Here is a 19,424-nt window from a genome sequence, read left to right on the forward strand (position 1 = left end):
AATTACTGGCAAACTGCAGAGACCAGTCTGACCGGATTGGTACCGCTGGCGGCAGGCAGGCGGAACGGCGCGCGGCAGCTTCTCTCCACCCCCTCTTCCTGCCATTTCACCTCGATAACACCCTGAGCGGGTACACCACTCAGATAAAGTTCGCCTTTTTCAGCGACGATACCGCTTGTGCTGCCCTCTTTACCCGCAGCGGCGCGGGCAATCTGACCTGCCGCGCCAAATGGCGGGAAGGCATCCTGCCAGGTCAGCGTGAACAGCACCCGGTTACCCACATGGGTGGCGTAATCGGCCATCACAATCGCTCCGTGGGTCGGAATGGCCGTTTGCCCATCCAGTTCCACATCAACGTTATCGGGCAGCGTGTCAGTTGCCAGTGCGATAGCATTTTCATGGTAAGGCGAAAGAGAAGGCACAATCGCATAGCCGCGACCATCGGTGACCACATTACTGCTGCTCTGAATGCCCACATCGGCCGTATCCGGCACATGAACGATTGCGAAGGTATCGCCCAGCGGCTGGCTCAGCGTAATACCGTGTGCATGCGCGACGATGCCGCCCGAAAGACCATAGTTAAACTGAGTGCTGTGGCGATCATGACTGACTCCGGCACTGACACTGCCACGACTGCCGCGATAGTCCAGCGAGCCGTTGCTGTTCAGATTTTGTCCCTGACTGTCATAGCCCTGTTGCAGGTTGTAGTGCAGATTGTGGTCTTGCAACGCGCTGCCCGACAGGCTGACCTGTTGAGAGACATTGCCATCGTTGCTGGAGTTCATGCTGTAGCTGACAGAGCTGTCTGGCAGCAGCGCGCTGAAGGGAATGGAGACGTTAAAAGAGATCGCGCGGTCAGCCTTACGGGCGCTGGTCGAGTCGGTGTAAAACCAGGCAACGCCCCAGGAAATAGCTTTGTAATTGCTATAGAAGCCCAGATGCAGGGTGCGATCTTCACTATTTGAACGCCAGTAACGCTGCACATAGGCAGAGGCGCTGAGGCTGCCATAGTCGCCAATACCCTGAGAGATCGAAATCTCCGAACGACTGCGCTTGTTAGCCACATAGCTTGCCGGGCTGGTCATCGCATTGGCTTCGCTGAAGTCAAAGAAGCCGCTGGAGGAGTAGCGATAGCTTGCCATGCTGAAGATGGTATTGGTTGAAGCGAAATTTTTCTGATACTGCGCGCGGACTGACTGACCACTTCTGCTCTGTCCTTCCGGTAAACGGGTTTTTGCTACGGTCACATCGGTTCGCAGCGAGCCAAAATCGCCCAGACTTTTTCCCAGACCCATCGCCACAGCGTGATAATTCTGCGCCATCTGAACGCCACCAAAGGCGGTAAAGTCATGTGGCAGTCCGTAAAACAGCGTGGACTGCACAAACTCAGGTGAACGCAGATTGCTACTGCCTGAGTAATGGTAACGACCACCACTGACACTGTATTTCAGATGACCCTGACGCAGCATGTAAGGCACAGCAGAGTAGGGCTGGGTGAAGGTGCGTACCGAGCCATCGCTTTCATGGATAGTAATGTCGAGGTCACCGCTCTGCGCGGTGGGATAAAGATCTTTGATCTCGAATGCGCCCGGTGCAACCACGGTTTCATAAATCACATAGCCGTGCTGACTGACCGTGACCCGCGCATTGCTGTGGGCAATGCCGTGTATCACCGGAGCAAACCCGCGCTGACTTTCCGGGAGCATGGAGTCATCAGACATGATCTGCACACCGCGAAACTGCACGCTGTCAAAAACGTCGCCAGAGGTGTAAGTATCCCCGACCCGAAACTGGCTTTTCAGTGTCTTAAGATCCCGCTCCAGATAAGTGGTCTGGGATTGCCAGTGGCTGGCCAGATCGTAACGCCAGGCGGCAGTGTTACGCAGTCGCCATGCACCGAAATTGGCTCCACTGCGCAGGCTCAGCAGCGTTGAATTCCAGCGGTCGCCCTCATTACGGCTACTGCTTCCGGTAAGGTTATAGTCTACAAAAGCAGCCGATACGCCCTCATCCCAGCGCGAAGGATCGACATAATCGCGATCTTTTATTTTCAGGGCAATCTGAGGAATGGAAAGATTTAACTGCTGGTGCGCGAAATCAAAGTCGGCTGCAGCATCGGGTATGAAATCACCTAACTCGTCAATGGTCTCACCATTCTTTAAACGGCTGAATGCGGAAAAGCCATCAACGTTGACGCCCATTGCGGAAAGCTCTGCAACCGTCAGTTGCGGGACAAGCCCGTTTCTGCCCTGCACAAAAGTGACATCGCGGCTATCAATCACCCGATTATTGAGCAACAGCGTGACATGATAGGTACCCGGTTGCTGGCCGCCTTCATGGGCGAAATAGTGAAGATCGGCGGCGTTATGCTGATCGGATGAGAATTCCAGCGCCGCCGGATTAAAGTAGTCATCTGCGCGGGCACCACGCAGTGGGCAGAACATGAGCAGCATCAGACCCGGAACACCTGCAAGCCAGGGTGAAGCGTAAAACGATTTCGCGTACCTTCTCTTCCCTGTCTTGGCCTGTTGAGTGACTTTCACTGTTGATGCCCCGGATTCAAATCAAACTTAGCGCGTACGTTGTTCAGTGATGCCGCCGTAGTCGTTAATCGCAGACCAGGTCACTGCGCCGGAATCGGCGACGGTCCACTGACGATCCTCACCCGGGCCAATCATGCCTGGGTCCTGAATTGTGTGATGATTAACGCTGAGCGAATAAAAAGAGACAAAGTAAGGTGTTGGGTTATGCGCAATTAGCTGCCGGCCTTCATGGCGAAACGAGAGTTGTTGCCAGGCGTCAGCCGGATTTCCCGCCAGTCCTTTTGGCCGGTAAAAGAGTTTAAATTTTGATTTAATATTAACCTGCAGCTGATTGCTTTTATCACGTGGCGCAGGCGAAATAGATTTTACATTCAGCCAGAATACCGATTCACGATCTTTCGGCAGGGGCATTCCCAGATAATTAATCCTTAACAGATTCTCTTTTCCCGCATCGAGGCGGAAGAGTGGCGGCGTGACAATAAAAGGCACTCGGGCGTGATTATCTGAATTAAAATTCTCTATCCACGATTCAACCAGATAGGGAATGGTTTTATCCTGATTCGTGACTGAAAGCGTTGCCTCCTTTTTTCCTTCCGCAAAAATAACACGCGTCCCTCCCATCACAACACCCGCATGAGCAGCCATGCTCAGCATACACGCAGAAAAAAGCGAAATAAGTCTTATTAACTTAAACATAGTCATTTACGCCGTTGATATTTAAGAGGGAAGCAGGGTTGCCCCTGCTATAAATCAGTTATAAACCATCACAAAGTTAGACACTGAGTTTGCCTTACCAACGGTAATGGCAGCACCGTCACTTTTGTAATCCGCAAAGAAATTCAGGTCGGCACTACCGCCATCTGCAGCCTCTACTACCTTGACCGCCTTAGAAATGGAACCAATAGAAATCGGCGTACTGCGGTCTGCTTCGTAGAGTTTAATACCCACACCGGTTGCACCGCCGTCAGCCACTTTCAGCAGCGTAGGGTCACCGCTATCTTTATCGCCATCGAAAAGCACAGCTACTGTTTTAACCGATGAAGGGCAGTCTTTGACCGAAATAGTAAATGGTGTTTCCGTAGTTTCGGTGCGGCTTTCGAAATACGATTTTGCCCATTTACCTAAATCAACGGTCTGGCTTTTACTGGCAGTAGAAACGTCACAGGAAACATCGGTAATTTCACCAGTGAATTTCACTTCGCCGCCTGCACCCTGTGTACCCGCAGAGGTTCCCGGATTAGGCACGATGGGGGAGGGACCGTCAGTCGCTGCTGCTAATGCCGATCCGGAAATCATGAGGCCAGCCAGTGCCACTGGCAGAATACTTTTTCTGATATTCATCAAACCTGTCTCTTTTCAATACATGCAAAGTGGCTGGAATCAGCCACCTGATGGATAGATATGCATTTATAAAATGCGCCAACATAACAACCCGGTGTTTATTATGTTGACGTCATGTTACAGCACCCTATTTATATTAAAGGTAAACAGGCTGTTGAGTTACTTAAACAGACGAGATTTACCGACACATTTCTTGATTAGAATCAATTTCAGCCTGCGAGAATAATTAACTAAAAAATTTACACTTCATTTATGAGGTGATATTTTTTACTTTAAAGACAACTCTTATTAACGGTTGATATTTACTGACCCCAGAATGAGAACAAATTGCTGAATGGTCAGTAAAGCAACGCAGGAATAATCATGTTGAATGAGCGTTGATCAGGGTCTGACGCTTCGATCTCAGTGCGGATATATCCTGGCGCGGGTCAGTCCTCACCCTAAAGCCGATCATGATCCATTGGCGTGCGAAAAGCGTGACGTGCGGCAACCATCAACTGACTGGCTGTCACCGTGGTGGGAAGTCGAAGCAGAATTTTACTCGCCTGCCAGTAACAGAGCACCATGACCTCATCCTCCTCTTTTTCAGCCAGCTCATGCAGCCGGGCGCGCAGTGATAACACGTCAATACTCTGCTGATCATCCAGCATGTCAGAGATTGTCTTGTTAATGACGCGATGGAGAATTTTCCAGGTAAGATCAGTATGCAAAATTAACCTCTTCTAACGCTTATCGGCCCCAGGCAGACGATCAGCAGGCAAACAGCAGAAATGGCTTCATCATTCGGGCGAGCAAATTCTGCAGATAACTATAGCTGCTTGCAGTGGACGATGCAGATCCAGCTGTTGAGCATGCCAAGGCCGATAATTCTAACGATTAATGGCTCTGGCTGTCGCCTGTTACGCACGTCTCAGCTGCTGACTGCTGTTTTTTGTAACAATTACGGCTGATTCTCAACTGGCTGATGTGATGAGGATTTGCCAGGGTAATGACACTTCCCGTTCCGTTTATCGTTAAGGAGTTTTTGATGAGTCAGCATGCTGATATCCTGATCTGGGGCCACGGTCCCGCAATCTTTGAAGTCTTTCTGGAACCTACCTGCCCTTTTTCGGTTCGCGCGTTCAATAAATTCGACGCCTTACTGGCGCATGTGGGTGAAGAGAAGATGACCCTGAAGATTCGTCTGCAATCACAGCCGTGGCACCTCTATTCCGGCGTGATTGTGCGTTACATCCTTGCCGCCGCCAGCGACAGTAAAGAGGCGGCAAAGAAGGTAATGCAGGCAGTCGCCGATCATCGCGAAGAGTTTGAGTTCACCGATCACTGTACCGGCCCGAATCGCGATGCAACGCCGAACCAGATTCTGGCCCGCCTCAGAGAGTACAGCGGCGTAGATGCCAGCGCCGCGTTTGATCAGCCCGATCTGCAGAACGCGATTAAATGGCACTGCAAATATGCCCGCCAGAATGGTATTCATGTTTCACCGACCTTTATGGTGAATGGTCTGGTGCAGCCCGATATCAGTAGCGGTGACGACATTGAACACTGGGCGAGCTTTCTGAGGCGTTAGTTTTTGCGCGCGGCTGTGGCTGGCCGCGCCAGAGTATGCCTCTCCTTTGCGATCCAGCAAACACCCAAACCCAATATCCTGATAATTGAGCCTGTTTTCCCATGAGCAGGCCGGGTAAGCTGTAACGCTCCTGGCAGCATGTCAACCGCTGCTGCTTTATCTTAACGGCGACGCTGACCTGCATTTATCCCGGTCAGGCGCTTATTTCATTAAGGATTTGCGGATGTCGATGACGCAGGAACAACTGCAGGACAAATATCCGGGTGCATCCACAGATGCATTCGGTGATTCCCCGGAATTAGCTAACGAACTGGCAACGCTGATTATTGCCGGCAAGAAAGTCGCCTCCTGCGGTTCGTTACAGAGCTGGCAGGATCAGGAAGTCCTGCCTCAGCCGGGCGGCTACACCCTTGTTCTGAACGGCGAAAAACGGCCCGTCTGCGTGATTCGCACCACCGGACTGTTCCTGACGCGCTTTGACCGCGTCACGCCTGAGATGGCGATGCTGGAGGGTGAAGGCGATCTCAGCCTCGACCACTGGCGGCAGGAACATCAGCGTTACTTTGAACGTGAAGGCTATTTCCATAAGGAAATGGAGCTGATTTTCGAGACGTTCCAGCTGGTCGAAATTGTGTAAACCGGCAGGCTACAGCGTGTTTGCCGCCATCAGCGCCATCCGCGTGATCCCCCGTGCGGCAAGGTTCTCTGCCGCCTGAGCTGCACGCATTCCACTGGCACACACCAGCACCACGCGCCGATCGGACGGCGGCTGCCAGGCCGCTATCTGCTGCGGCAGAATGCGTAGCACCCGTTCGGCCACACTGACCGGCGCTTCTTCGGGACTGCGCAGTTCCACAATGCAATCGTCCTCACTGAGCATCAGCTTATCGATGAACGGGATGCCCGGTGCGTCAGGTTCAGGCGCATTATCAAAGCGGAATTGCCTGATGTGCCAGTCCACAAAGTCGCAGTGGATCATGCAGCCGAGCGGCGACGGGGTCAGTTTTAGCAATACGCTCAGCACCATCTGCGCCTGCATCGCGCCCAGCGTTGCTACCGCAGGCCCCATTACACCAGCCGTGTTGCAGTTACCCGACGCCTTCGGCAACTGAGGAAACAGCGCACGATAGCCAGGCGCACCGCCGCAGAATCCACCGACGTAACCTTTACGACCCAGCACCGAGGCGCAGATCAGCGGCAGACCGCGCGGAGAGCAGGCGTCGGAGAGTTGATAGGTGATGGCGAAGTTATCCGCCGCATCCACCACCAGATCGATCCCCTCCAGCGCCTGCGGCAGCTGACTGGCGCTCAACATCTGGGGATGCGCCTCAACGTGGCAGTCAGGATTTCGCTGCGCCAGCGCGCGCTGCGCGCAGATTGCTTTTGGCTGGCCCACATCTCCGATGCCAAACAGCGTCTGCCGGTGGAGGTTGTGCAGCTCAATCCGATCGCCATCGTAAAGCCGAATAAACCCCACGCCCGCGCCAGCCAGCAATGGCAGCAGCGTCGCGCTGAGTCCGCCCGCGCCCACCACCAGCACCCTTGCCCTGCTCAGGCGTTGTTGCCCCGCTTCACCAATCTCCGGCAACATGGTCTGTCGCTGATAACGCGTCATCGTTGCTCCTTAACTGAACTCTGCCAGACCAAAAATGGGGGTTGAGGCTGACGCCATATCGCGCTGCTCCATCAATCCTGCCTGAAACGCCTCGTGCCCGCCGTGGATCGCGGCAGCAAAGGCACCCGCCATCCGCACCGGATCGCGCGCTTTCGCCACCGCCGTGTTAAGCAGCACGCCATCAAAACCCATCTCCATCGCCTGCGCCGCCTGACCCGGCGCACCGATGCCCGCATCAATAATCAGCGGCACATCTTTAAACCACGCCCGCATGGCACGCAGCCCTTCGATATTGCGCAACCCCTGACCGGAACCAATTGGTGCGCCCCAGGGCATCAGCACTTCACAACCCGCTTCCAGCAGTTTCTCGCCAACAATCAGATCTTCGGTGGTGTAGGGAAACACCTGGAAGCCGTCAGCGCAGAGGATCCGCGCGGCTTCCACCAGCGCAAAGGGATCGGGTTGCAGCGTATCGGCATGACCAATCACTTCCAGCTTAATCCACGGCGTGTCGAAAAGTTCACGCGCCATCTGCGCCGTCGTTACCGCCTCTTTCACCGTATGGCAGCCTGCGGTATTCGGCAGAATCCGTTTGTTGAGCTGCTGCAACAGCGTGCGAAACGCACCGCCTTCGCTGCCTTCACGACGAAGGCTGACGGTAATGATCTCCGCACCTGATGCGTCAATAGCCTGATGCAGAACGTCTGGTGACGGATATCCGGCGGTGCCGAGCAGAAAGCGTGATTGCGGGGCAAATTGATAGAACATGGTTAACCTCCCTGCATCGGTGACAGGATTTCCAGCTGGTTGCCCGCCTCAAGCTGCTGGCTGGCATAACGGCTGCGAGGCACAAACTCACCGTTCAGCGCCGTGGCGACGGTACGCGGGTCGATCTGCTGCTCCGCCATAAGTTCAGCCAGCGTCATTGCGCTGGTTTCAATCGTGCGTCCATTAAGTTGAACTCGCATGAGTCATCTCCTGAGTGAGTTGCAGCATGAGTTTTTCAGCCATAATCGGGGCCAGTAAAAAGCCGTGGCGGTAGAGCCCGTTTAACGAGAAACGGCCATTTTCATAGCGGACCTCCGGCAGATTCTGGCAGTAGGCGGGACGCAGACCGGTGCCACTCTCCACGATGCGCGCTTCCGCCAGTGCCGGATGCAGACTGTAAGCCGCGCTCAGCAGCTCCATCATCGCCCTGGCGCTGATCGGGCTGCTGTCGTGACTTTCGACCATGGTGGCTCCGAGCATGAAGTGGTCTCCGGCACGCGGCACCAGATAGCAGGGAAAGCGCGGATGCAGCAGACGGACCGGACGGGAGAGCTGAACGTCATGCGTGTGCAGGATCAGCATTTCGCCCCGCACGGCGCGCAGAGCGGGCTGCTTATCAAGAGCATGGATGCCGCGGCAGTCGATGATTTTGCCGCCAGGTTTACCGCTGTGAAAGGGTACGCCAGCCTCCTGCAGTGTGACGCGCAGTTGCTGCAGTGCGCGGCGCGGATCAAGATGCGCCTCTGCGGCAAAGAACAGGCCGCGGGCAAAGCGATTTTCCAGCGCCGGTTCGATGTCACCGGGCGCGACCCACCGATGCTGCTCCGTCATGCTGGCGAAGCGGGTCAGTTCGCGACTGTCTCGCGGCGGCGCTACCACCAGTGTGCCCTGCTGCTCCACGCCATCAACGCGTTTCGCCCACCAGCTCGACGCATGCTGGCCCCATTCGATCACCTGTGGCGGCGCGCTTTCTGCTTCGCACCAGGGCGCAAGCATGCCCCCCGCCCAGTGTGAGGCTGCACGACAGTCAGGCTGCGTAATGACTTCAACGGTTTCTCCCCGCTCCCTGAGCAGTGTGGCGACACACAGCCCGGCAACGCCGCTGCCGAGCACCGACCAGCGGCTCATGGTGTCCACCGGAGAGGAAGAGAGTGATTAAGAATGAGATGTTTCACTTTGGCCTCGTTATCGGTTAACGAAGACCCGTGATACAGAGGGAATAGGCAAAGGCGTCGCGAACGCGCGCCTGCGGCAAGTATCGGATGTGATACCCGTCTTCCTACGCCAGTATCAACTGGGTCAGGTTCTAAGGGTCGCTAAGCCGCGCGCTGCGCTATTAGCCTCTCAGTCTCTCTGGCGAGACTCCCCTGACGGCTTTAGTTGTAAGTTAAGCGGGCAGCTTCGTCAAGCCGCGTGCATGAAGACGAGTCAGAAATTCGGGGGATATGTGCAGACTCTTGCTCTGAGTGCAAACACTCTGCATTCGCAGATGAGGAAAGAGAAAAATGCTAATACTGCAAGTGCCCTAAAGCGCCTGCAGCGATTGTGTCACCACGTCGGTTATTTCACGAATACGCGGTTCAGCGCGGCGATAATAGGTCCACTTCCCGACTTTGCTGGCTTCGACCAGTCCCGCATTGTGCAGGGCTTTCAGACATAACGAGGTAGCGGGCTGTGATAAGCCCGCCTTGTCCTGGATCAGGGTGGCACAGACGCCATACTGAGCGAAGGGATAGAGCTGCGAATAGCCCGCAAACGCTTCGTCAGGATTTTTAAGCCACTTCAGCACTGCCACTCGGGTCGGGTTGGACAGTAACTTCAGGGCATTTTCGGGGGACATGCCGCCTCACATAAGATCAGGATTGAAAAACAGGATAGTCAGTATAGCCTTTCTCAGTGCCACCATACAGGGAGGCGTGATCAACGGGATTCAGCGGATAACCTGCTTTAATGCGTGCCGGCAAATCGGGATTCGCAATAAACGCGCGGCCAAAACCCACCAGGTCACCCCAGCCGTTATCCAGCATACGCTGTGCTTTTTCCGCGGTGTAGCGACCAGAATAGATGATCGGAGAACGAAATGTATCGCGCAGTGCAACGCGGAAACTTTCTGGCATATCCGGGCTATTATCCCAGTCTGCTTCAGCAATCGAGAGATAGCCAACTTCCAGCTCATTCAGCAGCTGCGCGGCACGGATGTAGGTCGCATGGGGATCGCTTTCAACCAGACCGAGATAGACGCGCTCTTCATCAGTACTCGAAAACAGCGGCGCAAACCGGACGCCCACACGATGGCTGCCAAACACCGCGCTGACCGCCTCAACAACTTCACGCAGGAAACGCAGACGATTCTCTGCTGAGCCGCCATATTCATCCGTGCGGAAGTTGGTATGCTCCGAAATAAACTGGTTAATCAGATAACCGTTGGCGGAGTGCAGTTCTACACCGTCAAAACCGGACTCTTTTGCATTTTCCGCCGCACGCCGATAAAGCGCCACGATCTCTTTTACTTCTGCGTTCGTCAGTGTCCGTGGTTCGCTGGGTGCAGTTAATATCCCCGCACCGGGTCCGGTTTCGATAAACACCCGGACGTTATCAGCGGCGATGGCTGAAGGCGCTATCGGTAGCTGCTTACCTGGCTGAAGTTCATTGTGAGAGACGCGGCCAACATGCCAGAGCTGGCAGAAAATTGTGGCACCTTCCTGATGTACCGCCTCTGTGACCTTCTTCCAGCCCGCGATCTGGGCGTCGCTGTGGATCCCCGGCGTCCATGCATAGCCCTGCCCGCGAGGCTCAATCTGGGTGCCTTCAGTGATCATCAGTCCCGCGCTGGCACGCTGACGGTAATACTCCACCATCAACTCGCCGGGAATGTTACCCGGCTGCTCACTGCGGCAACGCGTCAGCGGCGGCAATACCATGCGGTTACGAAGCGTGAGATCGCCCAGGTTCAGGGGGGTAAACAGTGACGGCATGACAAACATTCCTCTGATGTGTAAAAGGCATCATTATATTTACACATTTAAATTTGTAAATGTGTAATAGGTGCTTTTCGTTTTAAGTCGGGTTTATCGGAGTGCCTCATCTGACAAAACAGCCTCATCGTAGCAATCCCGCACACGCGGCTCTCAGGCTGGCTTTATTGCCACGAGAGAGCCGTCAAACGCAGGATTATCACGATTTACGCTAAGTATTTATCAGTGAACGTCTGCCACTGCTGGCGATAAACCTCCAGCTGTTTAAGTGCATCATCGATCGAGGGTTATGCTTTGTTGCCTGGATTCGGCGTGGAATGAATCACATCGGCAAACACGCTGAAAATGACGTTCATGTCACTGCCCGATTTTGTCACTTCGAACATTCTGGCCAGGTTATAAACATGTCGGCTAACTCTGGTACAAACACGATACAGCGACACGTACAGTCTTCATTTACGATTTTCATTTTTAAAAAATACCAGGGTCATGGACCCGGTAAACAGCCCCTGCACGCGTTAGAACAGGACTTATGCAATAAAAACTTTGAACAAATCAGGCTTCGTGTTGCCGGTGATAATGCTCGAGCACGTCATATCTATGAGCTCTGCGGTTTTGGGGTTACGGGGATTAATATGAGTAAATGTCTTACTGCACCGCTCTCTTCGCCCTCATCCCCTGATATCACCCCCTATTCAGCTACCACAACCTTTTGTAATGACTCCTTAACAATGACGCCACTTTACGTGTTCATGATGAGAAATTCAGCCACAAGTGACGATCGACTTAATTGGTCACAGGAATGAGAATGCGTAAATTTTCCCGTTACCGCTTTAAGGGAACTCATGCGCAGGCATAAATCCGCCATCCTTGCAGTTTACGTGTTGCTGCTGGCCCTGGTGGCCTGCAGTGAACCTTCCAATCAGAACGATCCCCGAACGCAGGCTCCCCTGATGCGGACAGCAACCGTGGTAAGCGCGATGGATCACGCTCACGCCTTTACCGGCGTTATGGTCGCCCGGATTCAAAGCGATCTCAGTTTCAGAGTACAAGGCAAAATTCCTGAACGTCTGGTGGATGTGGATACCGTTCAGAAGGTTAAACGCGGTCAGCCGCTGATGCGTCTGGATCCGACGCACCTGACAAGGACAGCTCAGTCCGGCTTTCAGGCATCTGAAGCCGGACTGAGCCTGCTCAGGAAAAGATTATTTTCCCAGAATTTCCCGGCGAACAATCCCGGCACCCGCACTCAACGCATGCAGTTTGCCATTGGCAACCTGACGTGGCAGGGGAATCATGCCGCAGTTGGTTGAAGGATAGAGATTTTCAGCATCCACGAACTGCAGCGCTTTGCGCAGCGTGTTTGCGACTGCTTCCGGTGTCTCAATCTCGTGAGTCGCCACATCGATAGCACCGACCATGACTTTTTTACCGCGAATCAGCTCGATCAAATCCATTGGAACGCGCGAGTTCTGGCACTCAAGTGAGACGATGTCGATAGCCGAACGCTGCAGTTTCGGGAAGACCTCTTCGTACTGACGCCACTCTGTACCCAGCGTTTTCTTCCAGTCGGTATTCGCTTTGATGCCGTAGCCGTAGCAGATGTGAACGGCAGTTTCACACTTCAGCCCTTCAATCGCTCGCTCTAACGCGGCGATACCCCAGTCATTCACTTCATCGAAGAAAACGTTAAATGCAGGTTCGTCGAACTGAATAATATCAACGCCCGCGGCTTCTAACTCTTTCGCTTCCTGATTCAGGATTTTTGCAAATTCCCAGGCCAGCTTTTCGCGACTTTTATAGTGATTGTCATAAAGGGTATCGATCATCGTCATTGGACCAGGCAACGCCCACTTAATAGGACGATCGGTCAGCTTGCGCAGGATTTTTGCATCTTCAACAAACACTGGCTTCTGACGTGAAACTTCACCCACTACGGTCGGTACGCTGGCGTCATAACGATTACGGATGCGTACCACTTCACGCTTCTCAAAATCCACGCCGCTGAGGTGTTCAATAAACGTCGTCACAAAGTGCTGACGGGTCTGCTCACCATCACTGACGATATCAATACCGGCGCGAACCTGATCGTCCAGACAGAGACGCAGTGCATCTCTTTTCCCGTCAACTAACTCGTCATCCTGCAGCTTCCAGGGTGACCACAGCACCTCTGGTTGCGCAATCCAGGATGGTTTAGGCAGGCTGCCCGCAGTGGATGTCGGTAATAAAGTTTTCATAGCAGGTGACCTTTTGTTTTTAATTAATCAAAGAACGGATTCAGCAGACCATTGTGCGAGCAGTGTCTGATTCGGCTTGATGAAATGCGTCTCAGTAAACTTACCCTGCTCTACGGCCAGACGGCTGCGCTCTTCGCGATCGTAAACGATGCGGGTTAATGAATAATCCTGATGCTGCAGCGTTGGCTGATAGCACTGTCCGGCTGCAGAATTTGCGTTATAAATTTCCGGGCGATAGATCTTCTGGAATGTTTCCATGGTGCTGATAGTGCTGATCAGCTCAAGATTGGTGTAATCGCTGAGCAGGTCACCGTGGAAGTAGAAGGCCAGCGGCGCAACACTGCCCTGCGGCATAAAGAAACGCACTTTCAGGCCCATTTTTCCAAAATAAAAATCAGTCAGCGAAGGCGCATCCTGCTGATATTCGATGCCGAGCACCGGATGCACATTACCGGTACGCACATAGGTGTTTTTGCTCGACACACTCAGGCAAATGACCGGAGACTTATTGAAGTTTTCTTTATAAGCCGCAGAGTTGACGAAGCTTTTAAAAATGTTGCCGTGCAGCTGGCCGAAATCATCCGGCAGACTGAATTCAGTCTGACCTTTATTATGCTCGATCAGCACCACACTGAAATCATAATCACGCACGTAGGATGAGAAGTTATTGCCGACAATCCCTTCAAAACGCTCACCGGTTTTATGATCGACGATATGCGTCTTCAGAATCTCAATCGCCGGGAACGATTCGTCGTTGCTGTCAGGACGAAGATTCAGCTCAGCAGAGATAATCTCAAGTTCGACAGAGTAACGATCGCTTTTAGGATTATCCCAGTGCGCCAGCGCGTTAAACCGGTTGTTGATCATCGCCAGCGCGTTATGCAGGTTTTCCTGCCGTTTTTCGCCACGCGCCAGATTAGCGAAGTTAGTCGTCGCCCGCGTATTTTTCGAAGGGTTATAGTTTTCGTCGAAACGAATGCGCTTAAGGGTAAAGGCTAAGTTGTTCATCGCTATCGGGTATCCTGGTCGCTGATATGATTTGTTGCTAAAGGGTTATGCAACTTTGCCATCCCTTAACAAGCATTCATATGACTCAAAGTTATTAACAATTCTTACTTTATGCCTCAACATCCGGTTGAAAAAAAGTGATTAAATTTCAACGAACATGAAGGAAATTCATGTTGAAGTGGGAAAGCGGGGAATTTTTCATGTGGGCAGTGCGCCTTTAAATATCTGAAGTTAAGTCAGGATGTTTAAAGGGGCACAGGAAGAGATTAATTTACTTTATCATCAATGCCTTAATCAACACTTACCCTGTCACGGCATTGAGGCTTTTAAAGGGCTGGTACTCATTTCATGCCAGACATCACTTTATTTACCTTAGCGGAAATCAACCAACGCCCACCAGAAAAACCTTGCTGCTCCGGCCGAGCATGGCCCTGAAAGAGGATCACCTGTGCCCCAGGCGTCTGCTAAATTTTATAAATATTATCGCATGTCACTTTGTGCGCGCCTGATTTCACTGAAAGCCGGCTGGCCGCTTCTTTCATCAGTTTTCCCAGTCCGCTTTCACACTTTGCCTGCGTCAGGCGTGACGATGGCCCGGTCAGTGCCAGCGCAGCGAGCAGCCTGTCACCTTCTCCAAACACCGGTACGGAAAATGCCGCAATGTGCGGATCGCGCATTCCGGAGGTAAAGAGCGGAAGTTCAGGTACAGCGTCAAACAGGGGTTCGTTCTTTCCCCAGTAGCGAAGCACCTGTCCGATGGCAGAGTTATCCAGCGGCAGAAAGGTGCCGGGCAGACGCGTTTCACGCAGTCCTTCCGAAGGTTCAGCTCTGAACAGACAGAGTCGCTGATCGTTTTCAATCACATACCATGAGGCGCTTTCACCCGTCGCCGTCGCCAGAGCGTGAAGCTCAGGCTGTACAATGCTGGCCAGATGAAAGGATTGTTCATAGAGCTTGCCCAGATAGAGCAGCCTCGGCCCCAGGGTATAAACGCCATTGTCACGGCGAATCACATAATTCATGCGTTCAAGTGAGTTCATCAGGCGATAGACCGTCGTTTTGTGATAACCCGACAGCTGCGCCAGCGCGGTAAGCGTCAGCGACTCCTCGCCAGGTTTGAAACAATCCAGCAGCGCCAGCGCTTTTTCTACGGCAATTACGCCCTCATTCCCCATCAGTACGTCCTCCTGTGTGCGACGGCAGGCAGTTTACCGCGCAATTTGTGATTCACATCGTATTTACATCACAAATGAGTGCTTAACACTGGTGCGATGTGAATTAACATCGATATAGTAGTTTTATATTGTACAACATTGTTGTACCTGGTAAAACGAAAGAGGAATGATCTATGCCACATGCAGAGAATACCTTCATCAATCGCGACATTGTTCGTGTCGCGCCAGAACTTATTAAACAGGCGGCTCAGTTCCAGGCTGCGATACTGGCGGATGTCGCCGGTCGACGCGGGACGCTGCATGGCCGTGTCAAACCGATAGCCTCCACTATGAAAGTCGCTGGTCCCGCTATCACCGTCGAGGTCCGGCCAGGCGATAATCTGGCGATCCATGCTGCACTGGCTATCGCCCAGCCAGGCGATGTAATTGTGGTTGATGGCAAAGGCGATATCAGCTGTGCCTTGATCGGAGAAATCATGTCGACCCAGGCTGAAGCCTCCGGCATCGCCGGGATTATTATCGATGGCGCGGTACGAGACGCCGATGCACTGAGTGCGAACGGCTTTCCGGTGTTTGCCGCGGGTCTGAATCCCTGTGGCCCCACCAAGTCTGTTGCGGGACGGGTCAACTACCCTGTTTCTGTCGCGGGCGCAGCCATTCAGCCAGGCGATCTCGTCATCGGTGATATTGATGGCGTGGTGATTCTGCCGCGTGAAGAGCTCCCTGCCCTGCTTGAACTGGCACAGAAAAAACTGGATTTCGAGACCGGGCGTATTGCCGCCATTCGTGATGGCGACCTTCGCGCGCCGTGGCTTGAGAAAGCCCTTCTTACCGCTGGCATGCTGACGGATGGGGAGACGCTCTGATGACAACCCAGCTTCCCGTCATTCTGGTCACAGCCAGCGATCTGGCTCCGCAGGCGGTCAGCCTGCTAAACGCGTTCAGCCTGGTTTATGCAGGCAAACGGCCCGACGAAGATACCCTGTTCAGACTCTGCCAGCAGCATAACCCAGTGGCGATAATTGTCCGTTACGGAAAAATTAACGCCCGCATCATGGATGCTGCGCCTGCCCTGCGCGTAATTTCCAAACACGGCAGCGGCATTGACGTTATTGATCAACAGGCAGCTGCGGCACGCAATATCCGTGTGCAGTCTGCGCCGGGTGCCAACGCAGCGGCGGTGGCTGAGCATACCTGGGCGATGATTTTAGCCTGCGCCAAATCGGTGATAACGCTGGATCAGCGGATGCGTCAGGGGCACTGGGATAAGTCCACCCATAAATCCGTGGAGCTGGAGGGCAGAACGCTGGGTCTGGTCGGGCTTGGTGCAATTGGCGGTCGCGTTGCCCGCATTGGGCGGGCGTTTGGCATGAAGGTGCTCGCCTTTGATCCTTTTGCAAAATCCTTTCCTGATGAGTGTGAGTCCACCTCACTTGACGACCTGCTGCAACAGGCAGACATCATTTCTCTGCACTGCCCTTTGACCGAACAGACACGCCAGATGATCAATGCAGAGAAAATGGCGTTGTTAAAAAAAGGAGCCATTCTGGTAAACACGGCACGCGGTGGTCTTATTGATGAAGACGCGCTTTTAGCAGCACTGAACAATGGCACCGTCGCCTGGGCCGCACTGGACAGTTTCCCCACTGAACCTCTGACGGCACCGCACATCTGGCAGCATGTTGAGAATGTCATTCTGTCGCCCCACATTGGCGGCGTCAGTGATAACTCCTACGTGAAAATGGGTACGGTGGCTGCCAGTAATATTCTGAACGTTCTGGAGTCCCTGAAAAACGAAAGCCCGGTATCCTGAGCCATCTCTGTAGCCGGCTGGATAAGATTTATCGCTATTCAGTCGGCTTTTTTATGGGTTTGAGTCTCTGCATCAATTAAAACCGTTGAGAAGCAATCGACTTTGCACGTGGGTTATAAATAATGCGTGTCTGCTTTAAGTGAGCAGCTGAAGTCGCATTAATAACAAAGGCTTTATCATTGTTCAAATCATCACATCACCTTTCGGCTTCATACGCCTGAAGGCAGGCGTGCGAAATGTTTTTTCATGCTGTCGGTCAGCTTAAAGTATCCTGTTTTATCGTCCCGTAGCGGCTATCAAAAAATCAATCAGGGCCTTCACTCTTTTGGTCTTACCCGCGCTTTTGGGATAATAGAGATATACTGGAGGATAAGTTTTCCAGTAGCTTTCCATCACCGGTATAAATTGCTCCTGGTCGGGTTGTAACTGCCAGATGGGTTCAAACAAGCGCCCAATCCCCAGGCCGTTGCGTATTCCGTCTGCCATAACGTCAATATCATTACTGATTAACTGCCCAGGCATCTCAACGGTTAACTGCTCTCCACAATCGTTCAGAATCAGCGGAAGAATGCGGTTGTTAGTGATAAAACGGTATCCAATCAGTTGGTGATGACTGAGATCTGCCGGCACCTCCGGTGTTCCATGTTCAGCCAGGTATGCTGAGGATGCATACAACCCTTCACGAAACGATTTCATTAATGGCCGTGCTACCACCCCGCCCTCAAGAATATCGCCAAAACGAATTCCCAGGTCAAAATGCTCTTCGATAATATTCACAGTGCCGTCAAAGACCGAAATTTCCAGCTTTATACCCGGATATTGCTGACAGAATTCCGCCATCACGGGCTTAAGGATTAACAGGTATGCAAAACGCGAGAGCGTTATTCGCACCATACCTGAGGGCTCGTGGTTTTGGTCGCGTATACTTTCCAGTGATTTTTCAAGCGACTCAACTGCAGCTGCAGTCTGTTCCAGAAACCGCTGTCCGGTTTCCGTTAACTCAATACGACGGGTTGTCCGCACAAAAAGCGGATGGCCAATATGCTCTTCCAGGAGCTTAAGCGCATTGCTGACGGAGGGAGGCGTGATTTCAAGTTTCCTTGCGGCGGCCGAAATATTGCCCTCACGCGCAATGCTCTGAAAGATGCGTATCTGATTATATAGTACATTATTCATAATGTTTTCCCTCAGCCATCATCGCCTGATTATTAATTACAGCCTAAAGATGCTTAAGTCAACGGCCCTCTAATCATCCTGAAATGCGGCTTTTATACTTTAGCCTCCTTCCGCAACGACCTGAGTTCAGGAGACTATGATGCGAATTTTATGTCTGGATGTTCCCGCCGCGGGTGCATCGCTGGAAAAATATGCACCTCACCTAACGGCTGAAGCGCTCCGCGCATGGGAACTATATAAATCCGGCTTCATCCGCGACATCTACTTCCGCCAGGACAGACCCGGCGTCGCTATTTTTCTTGAATGTGACTCTGTCAATGAAGCAATGAGCGTAATGGCCGAATTTCCGCTGGCAAAAGCAGGCTTATTAAGCTTCGAGTGCATTCCTCTGGGGTCATTTATTAACTGGGAAAGTCTTTTCGCCGCTGAATTCAAAAATCAACAGTAAGGCCTGATATGAAACCTGCAGATAAACCTGTGCTGTGTGTCGTTTCCAGCCATCCGATTAAAGGCGCATCGGGAGTACCGACCGGGTTTTTCCTCGCCGAACTGACGCATGTACTCAAAGTGCTGGAAGACGCCGGACTGAAAACGACGATAGCCAGTATTCGGGGAGGACAACCGCCCGTTGATGGGTTTGACCTCAGCGACCCTGTCAATGCCTGGTTCTGGAACGAAACTGATTTTCAGCAGCGTCTGGCATCAACGCCTGCACTTTCTGAGCTGAATGGTGGCGATTACTGCGCCGTTTTCTTTGCAGGCGGGCATGGCACGATGTGGGATTTTCGTGACAGTCCCGACGCCCAGCGTATTGTCCGCGAAGTGTATGAAAGTTATGGCGTTGTTTCAGCTGTCTGTCACGGTCCCGCGGCACTGGTCGACGCAAAACTCAGCAACGGTGAATACCTTGTGAACGGGAAAAATGTGGCGGCCTTTACTAACAAAGAAGAGGAAGACGTTCACACCACAGATGTGGTTCCCTTCCTGCTGGAGACCGCACTTCGCGAGCATGGTGCGCTCTATCATGAAGCCGCAAACTGGTCTGAGAATGTGATGACCGACGGACGCCTGATCACGGGCCAAAACCCCGCTTCAGCGCACGGTGTGGGTGTGGCGCTGGTAGAGGCGCTCCGACAGACAGCGTAAGCCGTACCTCAGTTATTTCCTATGTTACTTACTCCGGCCGGTTTAGGTAGGCAGCGT

Annotated in this window: 21 protein-coding genes, 1 pseudogene and 1 riboswitch; of the genes and pseudogenes, 8 read left to right on the forward strand and 14 right to left on the reverse strand. The window is 52.9% G+C overall.

Annotated features, from left to right (window positions below):
• Positions 1-2: 2 nt before the first annotated feature.
• From F3I44_RS18470 to F3I44_RS18485, 4 genes are all read right to left on the reverse strand, one after another.
• Complete coding sequence (locus tag F3I44_RS18470) at positions 3-2,453, reverse strand: fimbria/pilus outer membrane usher protein (RefSeq protein WP_223811701.1); 2,451 nt, start codon at positions 2,451-2,453, stop codon at positions 3-5.
• Positions 2,454-2,570: 117 nt separating this feature from the next.
• On the reverse strand, positions 2,571-3,239 hold the full coding sequence (locus F3I44_RS18475) for a molecular chaperone (RefSeq protein WP_150015511.1): 669 nt from the start codon (positions 3,237-3,239) through the stop codon (positions 2,571-2,573).
• A 54-nt stretch (positions 3,240-3,293) separates the two neighbouring features.
• Entirely contained in the window at positions 3,294-3,884 is a 591-nt protein-coding gene (locus tag F3I44_RS18480; RefSeq protein ID WP_150015512.1) for a fimbrial protein, read from the reverse strand.
• Between the two features lie 440 nt (positions 3,885-4,324).
• Entirely contained in the window at positions 4,325-4,594 is a 270-nt protein-coding gene (locus F3I44_RS18485; RefSeq protein WP_150015387.1) for a hypothetical protein, read from the reverse strand.
• 317 nt (positions 4,595-4,911) lie between these two features.
• Between F3I44_RS18485 and F3I44_RS18490 the strand changes: the two genes are divergently transcribed.
• Both F3I44_RS18490 and F3I44_RS18495 read left to right on the forward strand, forming a co-directional pair.
• Positions 4,912-5,454 (forward strand): thioredoxin domain-containing protein, encoded by a 543-nt coding sequence (locus tag F3I44_RS18490; protein WP_150015388.1) that lies wholly within the window; start codon positions 4,912-4,914, stop codon positions 5,452-5,454.
• Between the two features lie 223 nt (positions 5,455-5,677).
• A complete protein-coding gene (locus F3I44_RS18495; protein ID WP_150015389.1) occupies positions 5,678-6,091 on the forward strand; it encodes an ASCH domain-containing protein in 414 nt (137 codons plus the stop codon).
• Between the two features lie 9 nt (positions 6,092-6,100).
• On the opposite strand, the gene F3I44_RS18500 is transcribed toward F3I44_RS18495, so the two are convergent.
• The 6 genes from F3I44_RS18500 to F3I44_RS18525 form a co-directional block, all read right to left on the reverse strand.
• Entirely contained in the window at positions 6,101-7,069 is a 969-nt protein-coding gene (locus F3I44_RS18500) for a HesA/MoeB/ThiF family protein (protein WP_150015390.1), read from the reverse strand.
• 9 nt (positions 7,070-7,078) lie between these two features.
• Complete coding sequence (locus tag F3I44_RS18505; RefSeq protein WP_150015391.1) at positions 7,079-7,837, reverse strand: thiazole synthase; 759 nt, start codon at positions 7,835-7,837, stop codon at positions 7,079-7,081.
• Positions 7,838-7,839: 2 nt separating this feature from the next.
• A complete protein-coding gene (gene thiS, locus F3I44_RS18510; protein WP_150015392.1) occupies positions 7,840-8,037 on the reverse strand; it encodes a sulfur carrier protein ThiS in 198 nt (65 codons plus the stop codon).
• Positions 8,021-8,965, reverse strand: coding sequence for an FAD-dependent oxidoreductase (locus F3I44_RS18515; RefSeq protein WP_150015393.1), 945 nt, complete (start codon positions 8,963-8,965; stop codon positions 8,021-8,023). Before F3I44_RS18515 ends, thiS begins: the two co-directional genes overlap by 17 nt.
• Before the next feature lie 131 nt (positions 8,966-9,096).
• Positions 9,097-9,216, reverse strand: a riboswitch (TPP riboswitch).
• 146 nt (positions 9,217-9,362) lie between these two features.
• A complete protein-coding gene (locus F3I44_RS18520) occupies positions 9,363-9,677 on the reverse strand; it encodes a helix-turn-helix transcriptional regulator (protein ID WP_013196130.1) in 315 nt (104 codons plus the stop codon).
• Between the two features lie 16 nt (positions 9,678-9,693).
• Positions 9,694-10,812: an alkene reductase gene (locus F3I44_RS18525; RefSeq protein ID WP_150015394.1), complete on the reverse strand. Its 1,119-nt coding sequence runs from the start codon at positions 10,810-10,812 to the stop codon at positions 9,694-9,696.
• A gap of 404 nt (positions 10,813-11,216) precedes the next feature.
• Here F3I44_RS18525 and F3I44_RS24340 point away from each other — a divergent pair, with 404 nt between their 5' ends.
• Positions 11,217-11,618 carry a GNAT family N-acetyltransferase gene (locus F3I44_RS24340; protein WP_368668635.1) on the forward strand — a complete coding sequence of 134 codons (402 nt, stop codon included), beginning with the start codon at positions 11,217-11,219 and terminating at the stop codon, positions 11,616-11,618.
• A 39-nt stretch (positions 11,619-11,657) separates the two neighbouring features.
• Positions 11,658-11,993 (forward strand): annotated as a pseudogene (locus F3I44_RS18535) (efflux RND transporter periplasmic adaptor subunit); the annotation flags it as partial.
• 24 nt (positions 11,994-12,017) lie between these two features.
• On the opposite strand, the gene F3I44_RS18540 reads toward F3I44_RS18535, so the two are convergent.
• The 3 genes from F3I44_RS18540 to F3I44_RS18550 all read right to left on the reverse strand — a co-directional run bounded on the left by F3I44_RS18540 (position 12,018) and on the right by F3I44_RS18550 (position 15,232).
• Complete coding sequence (locus F3I44_RS18540) at positions 12,018-13,049, reverse strand: methionine synthase (protein ID WP_150015395.1); 1,032 nt, start codon at positions 13,047-13,049, stop codon at positions 12,018-12,020.
• Between the two features lie 27 nt (positions 13,050-13,076).
• Entirely contained in the window at positions 13,077-14,057 is a 981-nt protein-coding gene (locus F3I44_RS18545) for a DUF1852 domain-containing protein (protein WP_150019510.1), read from the reverse strand.
• Between the two features lie 464 nt (positions 14,058-14,521).
• Entirely contained in the window at positions 14,522-15,232 is a 711-nt protein-coding gene (locus F3I44_RS18550) for an IclR family transcriptional regulator (RefSeq protein WP_150015397.1), read from the reverse strand.
• Positions 15,233-15,405: 173 nt separating this feature from the next.
• On the opposite strand from F3I44_RS18550, the gene F3I44_RS18555 reads away from it, so the two are divergent.
• Together F3I44_RS18555 and F3I44_RS18560 are read left to right on the forward strand one after the other, a co-directional pair.
• The gene (locus F3I44_RS18555; protein ID WP_150015398.1) at positions 15,406-16,098 is read left to right on the forward strand and encodes an RraA family protein; all 693 of its coding nucleotides are present in this window, start codon (positions 15,406-15,408) and stop codon (positions 16,096-16,098) included.
• Complete coding sequence (locus F3I44_RS18560) at positions 16,098-17,045, forward strand: hydroxyacid dehydrogenase (protein ID WP_150015399.1); 948 nt, start codon at positions 16,098-16,100, stop codon at positions 17,043-17,045. The genes F3I44_RS18555 and F3I44_RS18560 overlap by 1 nt, the downstream gene beginning before the upstream one ends.
• Positions 17,046-17,321: 276 nt before the next feature.
• Here the strand turns inward: F3I44_RS18560 and F3I44_RS18565 are convergent, their stop codons facing one another.
• Positions 17,322-18,221 (reverse strand): LysR family transcriptional regulator, encoded by a 900-nt coding sequence (locus tag F3I44_RS18565; RefSeq protein ID WP_150015400.1) that lies wholly within the window; start codon positions 18,219-18,221, stop codon positions 17,322-17,324.
• 139 nt (positions 18,222-18,360) lie between these two features.
• Between F3I44_RS18565 and F3I44_RS18570 the strand changes: the two genes are divergently transcribed.
• Together F3I44_RS18570 and F3I44_RS18575 are read left to right on the forward strand one after the other, a co-directional pair.
• A complete protein-coding gene (locus F3I44_RS18570) occupies positions 18,361-18,669 on the forward strand; it encodes a superoxide dismutase (protein ID WP_150015435.1) in 309 nt (102 codons plus the stop codon).
• 8 nt (positions 18,670-18,677) lie between these two features.
• Positions 18,678-19,367, forward strand: coding sequence for a type 1 glutamine amidotransferase domain-containing protein (locus F3I44_RS18575; protein WP_150015401.1), 690 nt, complete (start codon positions 18,678-18,680; stop codon positions 19,365-19,367).
• Positions 19,368-19,424 lie beyond the last annotated feature (57 nt).

Origin of the sequence: Pantoea sp. F_5 (assembly GCF_008631595.1) — a bacterium.
GTDB lineage: Bacteria > Pseudomonadota > Gammaproteobacteria > Enterobacterales > Enterobacteriaceae > Pantoea > Pantoea gossypiicola.

Coding starts and splice junctions, on each gene's coding strand:
- F3I44_RS18470 (WP_223811701.1), bottom strand. CDS start 2,453: ATGCTGCTCATGTTCTGCCCACTGCGTGGTGCCCGCGCAGATGACTAC.
- F3I44_RS18475 (WP_150015511.1), bottom strand. CDS start 3,239: ATGTTTAAGTTAATAAGACTTATTTCGCTTTTTTCTGCGTGTATGCTG.
- F3I44_RS18480 (WP_150015512.1), bottom strand. CDS start 3,884: ATGAATATCAGAAAAAGTATTCTGCCAGTGGCACTGGCTGGCCTCATG.
- F3I44_RS18490 (WP_150015388.1), top strand. CDS start 4,912: ATGAGTCAGCATGCTGATATCCTGATCTGGGGCCACGGTCCCGCAATC.
- F3I44_RS18495 (WP_150015389.1), top strand. CDS start 5,678: ATGTCGATGACGCAGGAACAACTGCAGGACAAATATCCGGGTGCATCC.
- F3I44_RS18500 (WP_150015390.1), bottom strand. CDS start 7,069: ATGACGCGTTATCAGCGACAGACCATGTTGCCGGAGATTGGTGAAGCG.
- F3I44_RS18505 (WP_150015391.1), bottom strand. CDS start 7,837: ATGTTCTATCAATTTGCCCCGCAATCACGCTTTCTGCTCGGCACCGCC.
- thiS (WP_150015392.1), bottom strand. CDS start 8,037: ATGCGAGTTCAACTTAATGGACGCACGATTGAAACCAGCGCAATGACG.
- F3I44_RS18515 (WP_150015393.1), bottom strand. CDS start 8,965: ATGAGCCGCTGGTCGGTGCTCGGCAGCGGCGTTGCCGGGCTGTGTGTC.
- F3I44_RS18520 (WP_013196130.1), bottom strand. CDS start 9,677: ATGTCCCCCGAAAATGCCCTGAAGTTACTGTCCAACCCGACCCGAGTG.
- F3I44_RS18525 (WP_150015394.1), bottom strand. CDS start 10,812: ATGCCGTCACTGTTTACCCCCCTGAACCTGGGCGATCTCACGCTTCGT.
- F3I44_RS24340 (WP_368668635.1), top strand. CDS start 11,217: ATGTCGGCTAACTCTGGTACAAACACGATACAGCGACACGTACAGTCT.
- F3I44_RS18540 (WP_150015395.1), bottom strand. CDS start 13,049: ATGAAAACTTTATTACCGACATCCACTGCGGGCAGCCTGCCTAAACCA.
- F3I44_RS18545 (WP_150019510.1), bottom strand. CDS start 14,057: ATGAACAACTTAGCCTTTACCCTTAAGCGCATTCGTTTCGACGAAAAC.
- F3I44_RS18550 (WP_150015397.1), bottom strand. CDS start 15,232: ATGGGGAATGAGGGCGTAATTGCCGTAGAAAAAGCGCTGGCGCTGCTG.
- F3I44_RS18555 (WP_150015398.1), top strand. CDS start 15,406: ATGCCACATGCAGAGAATACCTTCATCAATCGCGACATTGTTCGTGTC.
- F3I44_RS18560 (WP_150015399.1), top strand. CDS start 16,098: ATGACAACCCAGCTTCCCGTCATTCTGGTCACAGCCAGCGATCTGGCT.
- F3I44_RS18565 (WP_150015400.1), bottom strand. CDS start 18,221: ATGAATAATGTACTATATAATCAGATACGCATCTTTCAGAGCATTGCG.
- F3I44_RS18570 (WP_150015435.1), top strand. CDS start 18,361: ATGCGAATTTTATGTCTGGATGTTCCCGCCGCGGGTGCATCGCTGGAA.
- F3I44_RS18575 (WP_150015401.1), top strand. CDS start 18,678: ATGAAACCTGCAGATAAACCTGTGCTGTGTGTCGTTTCCAGCCATCCG.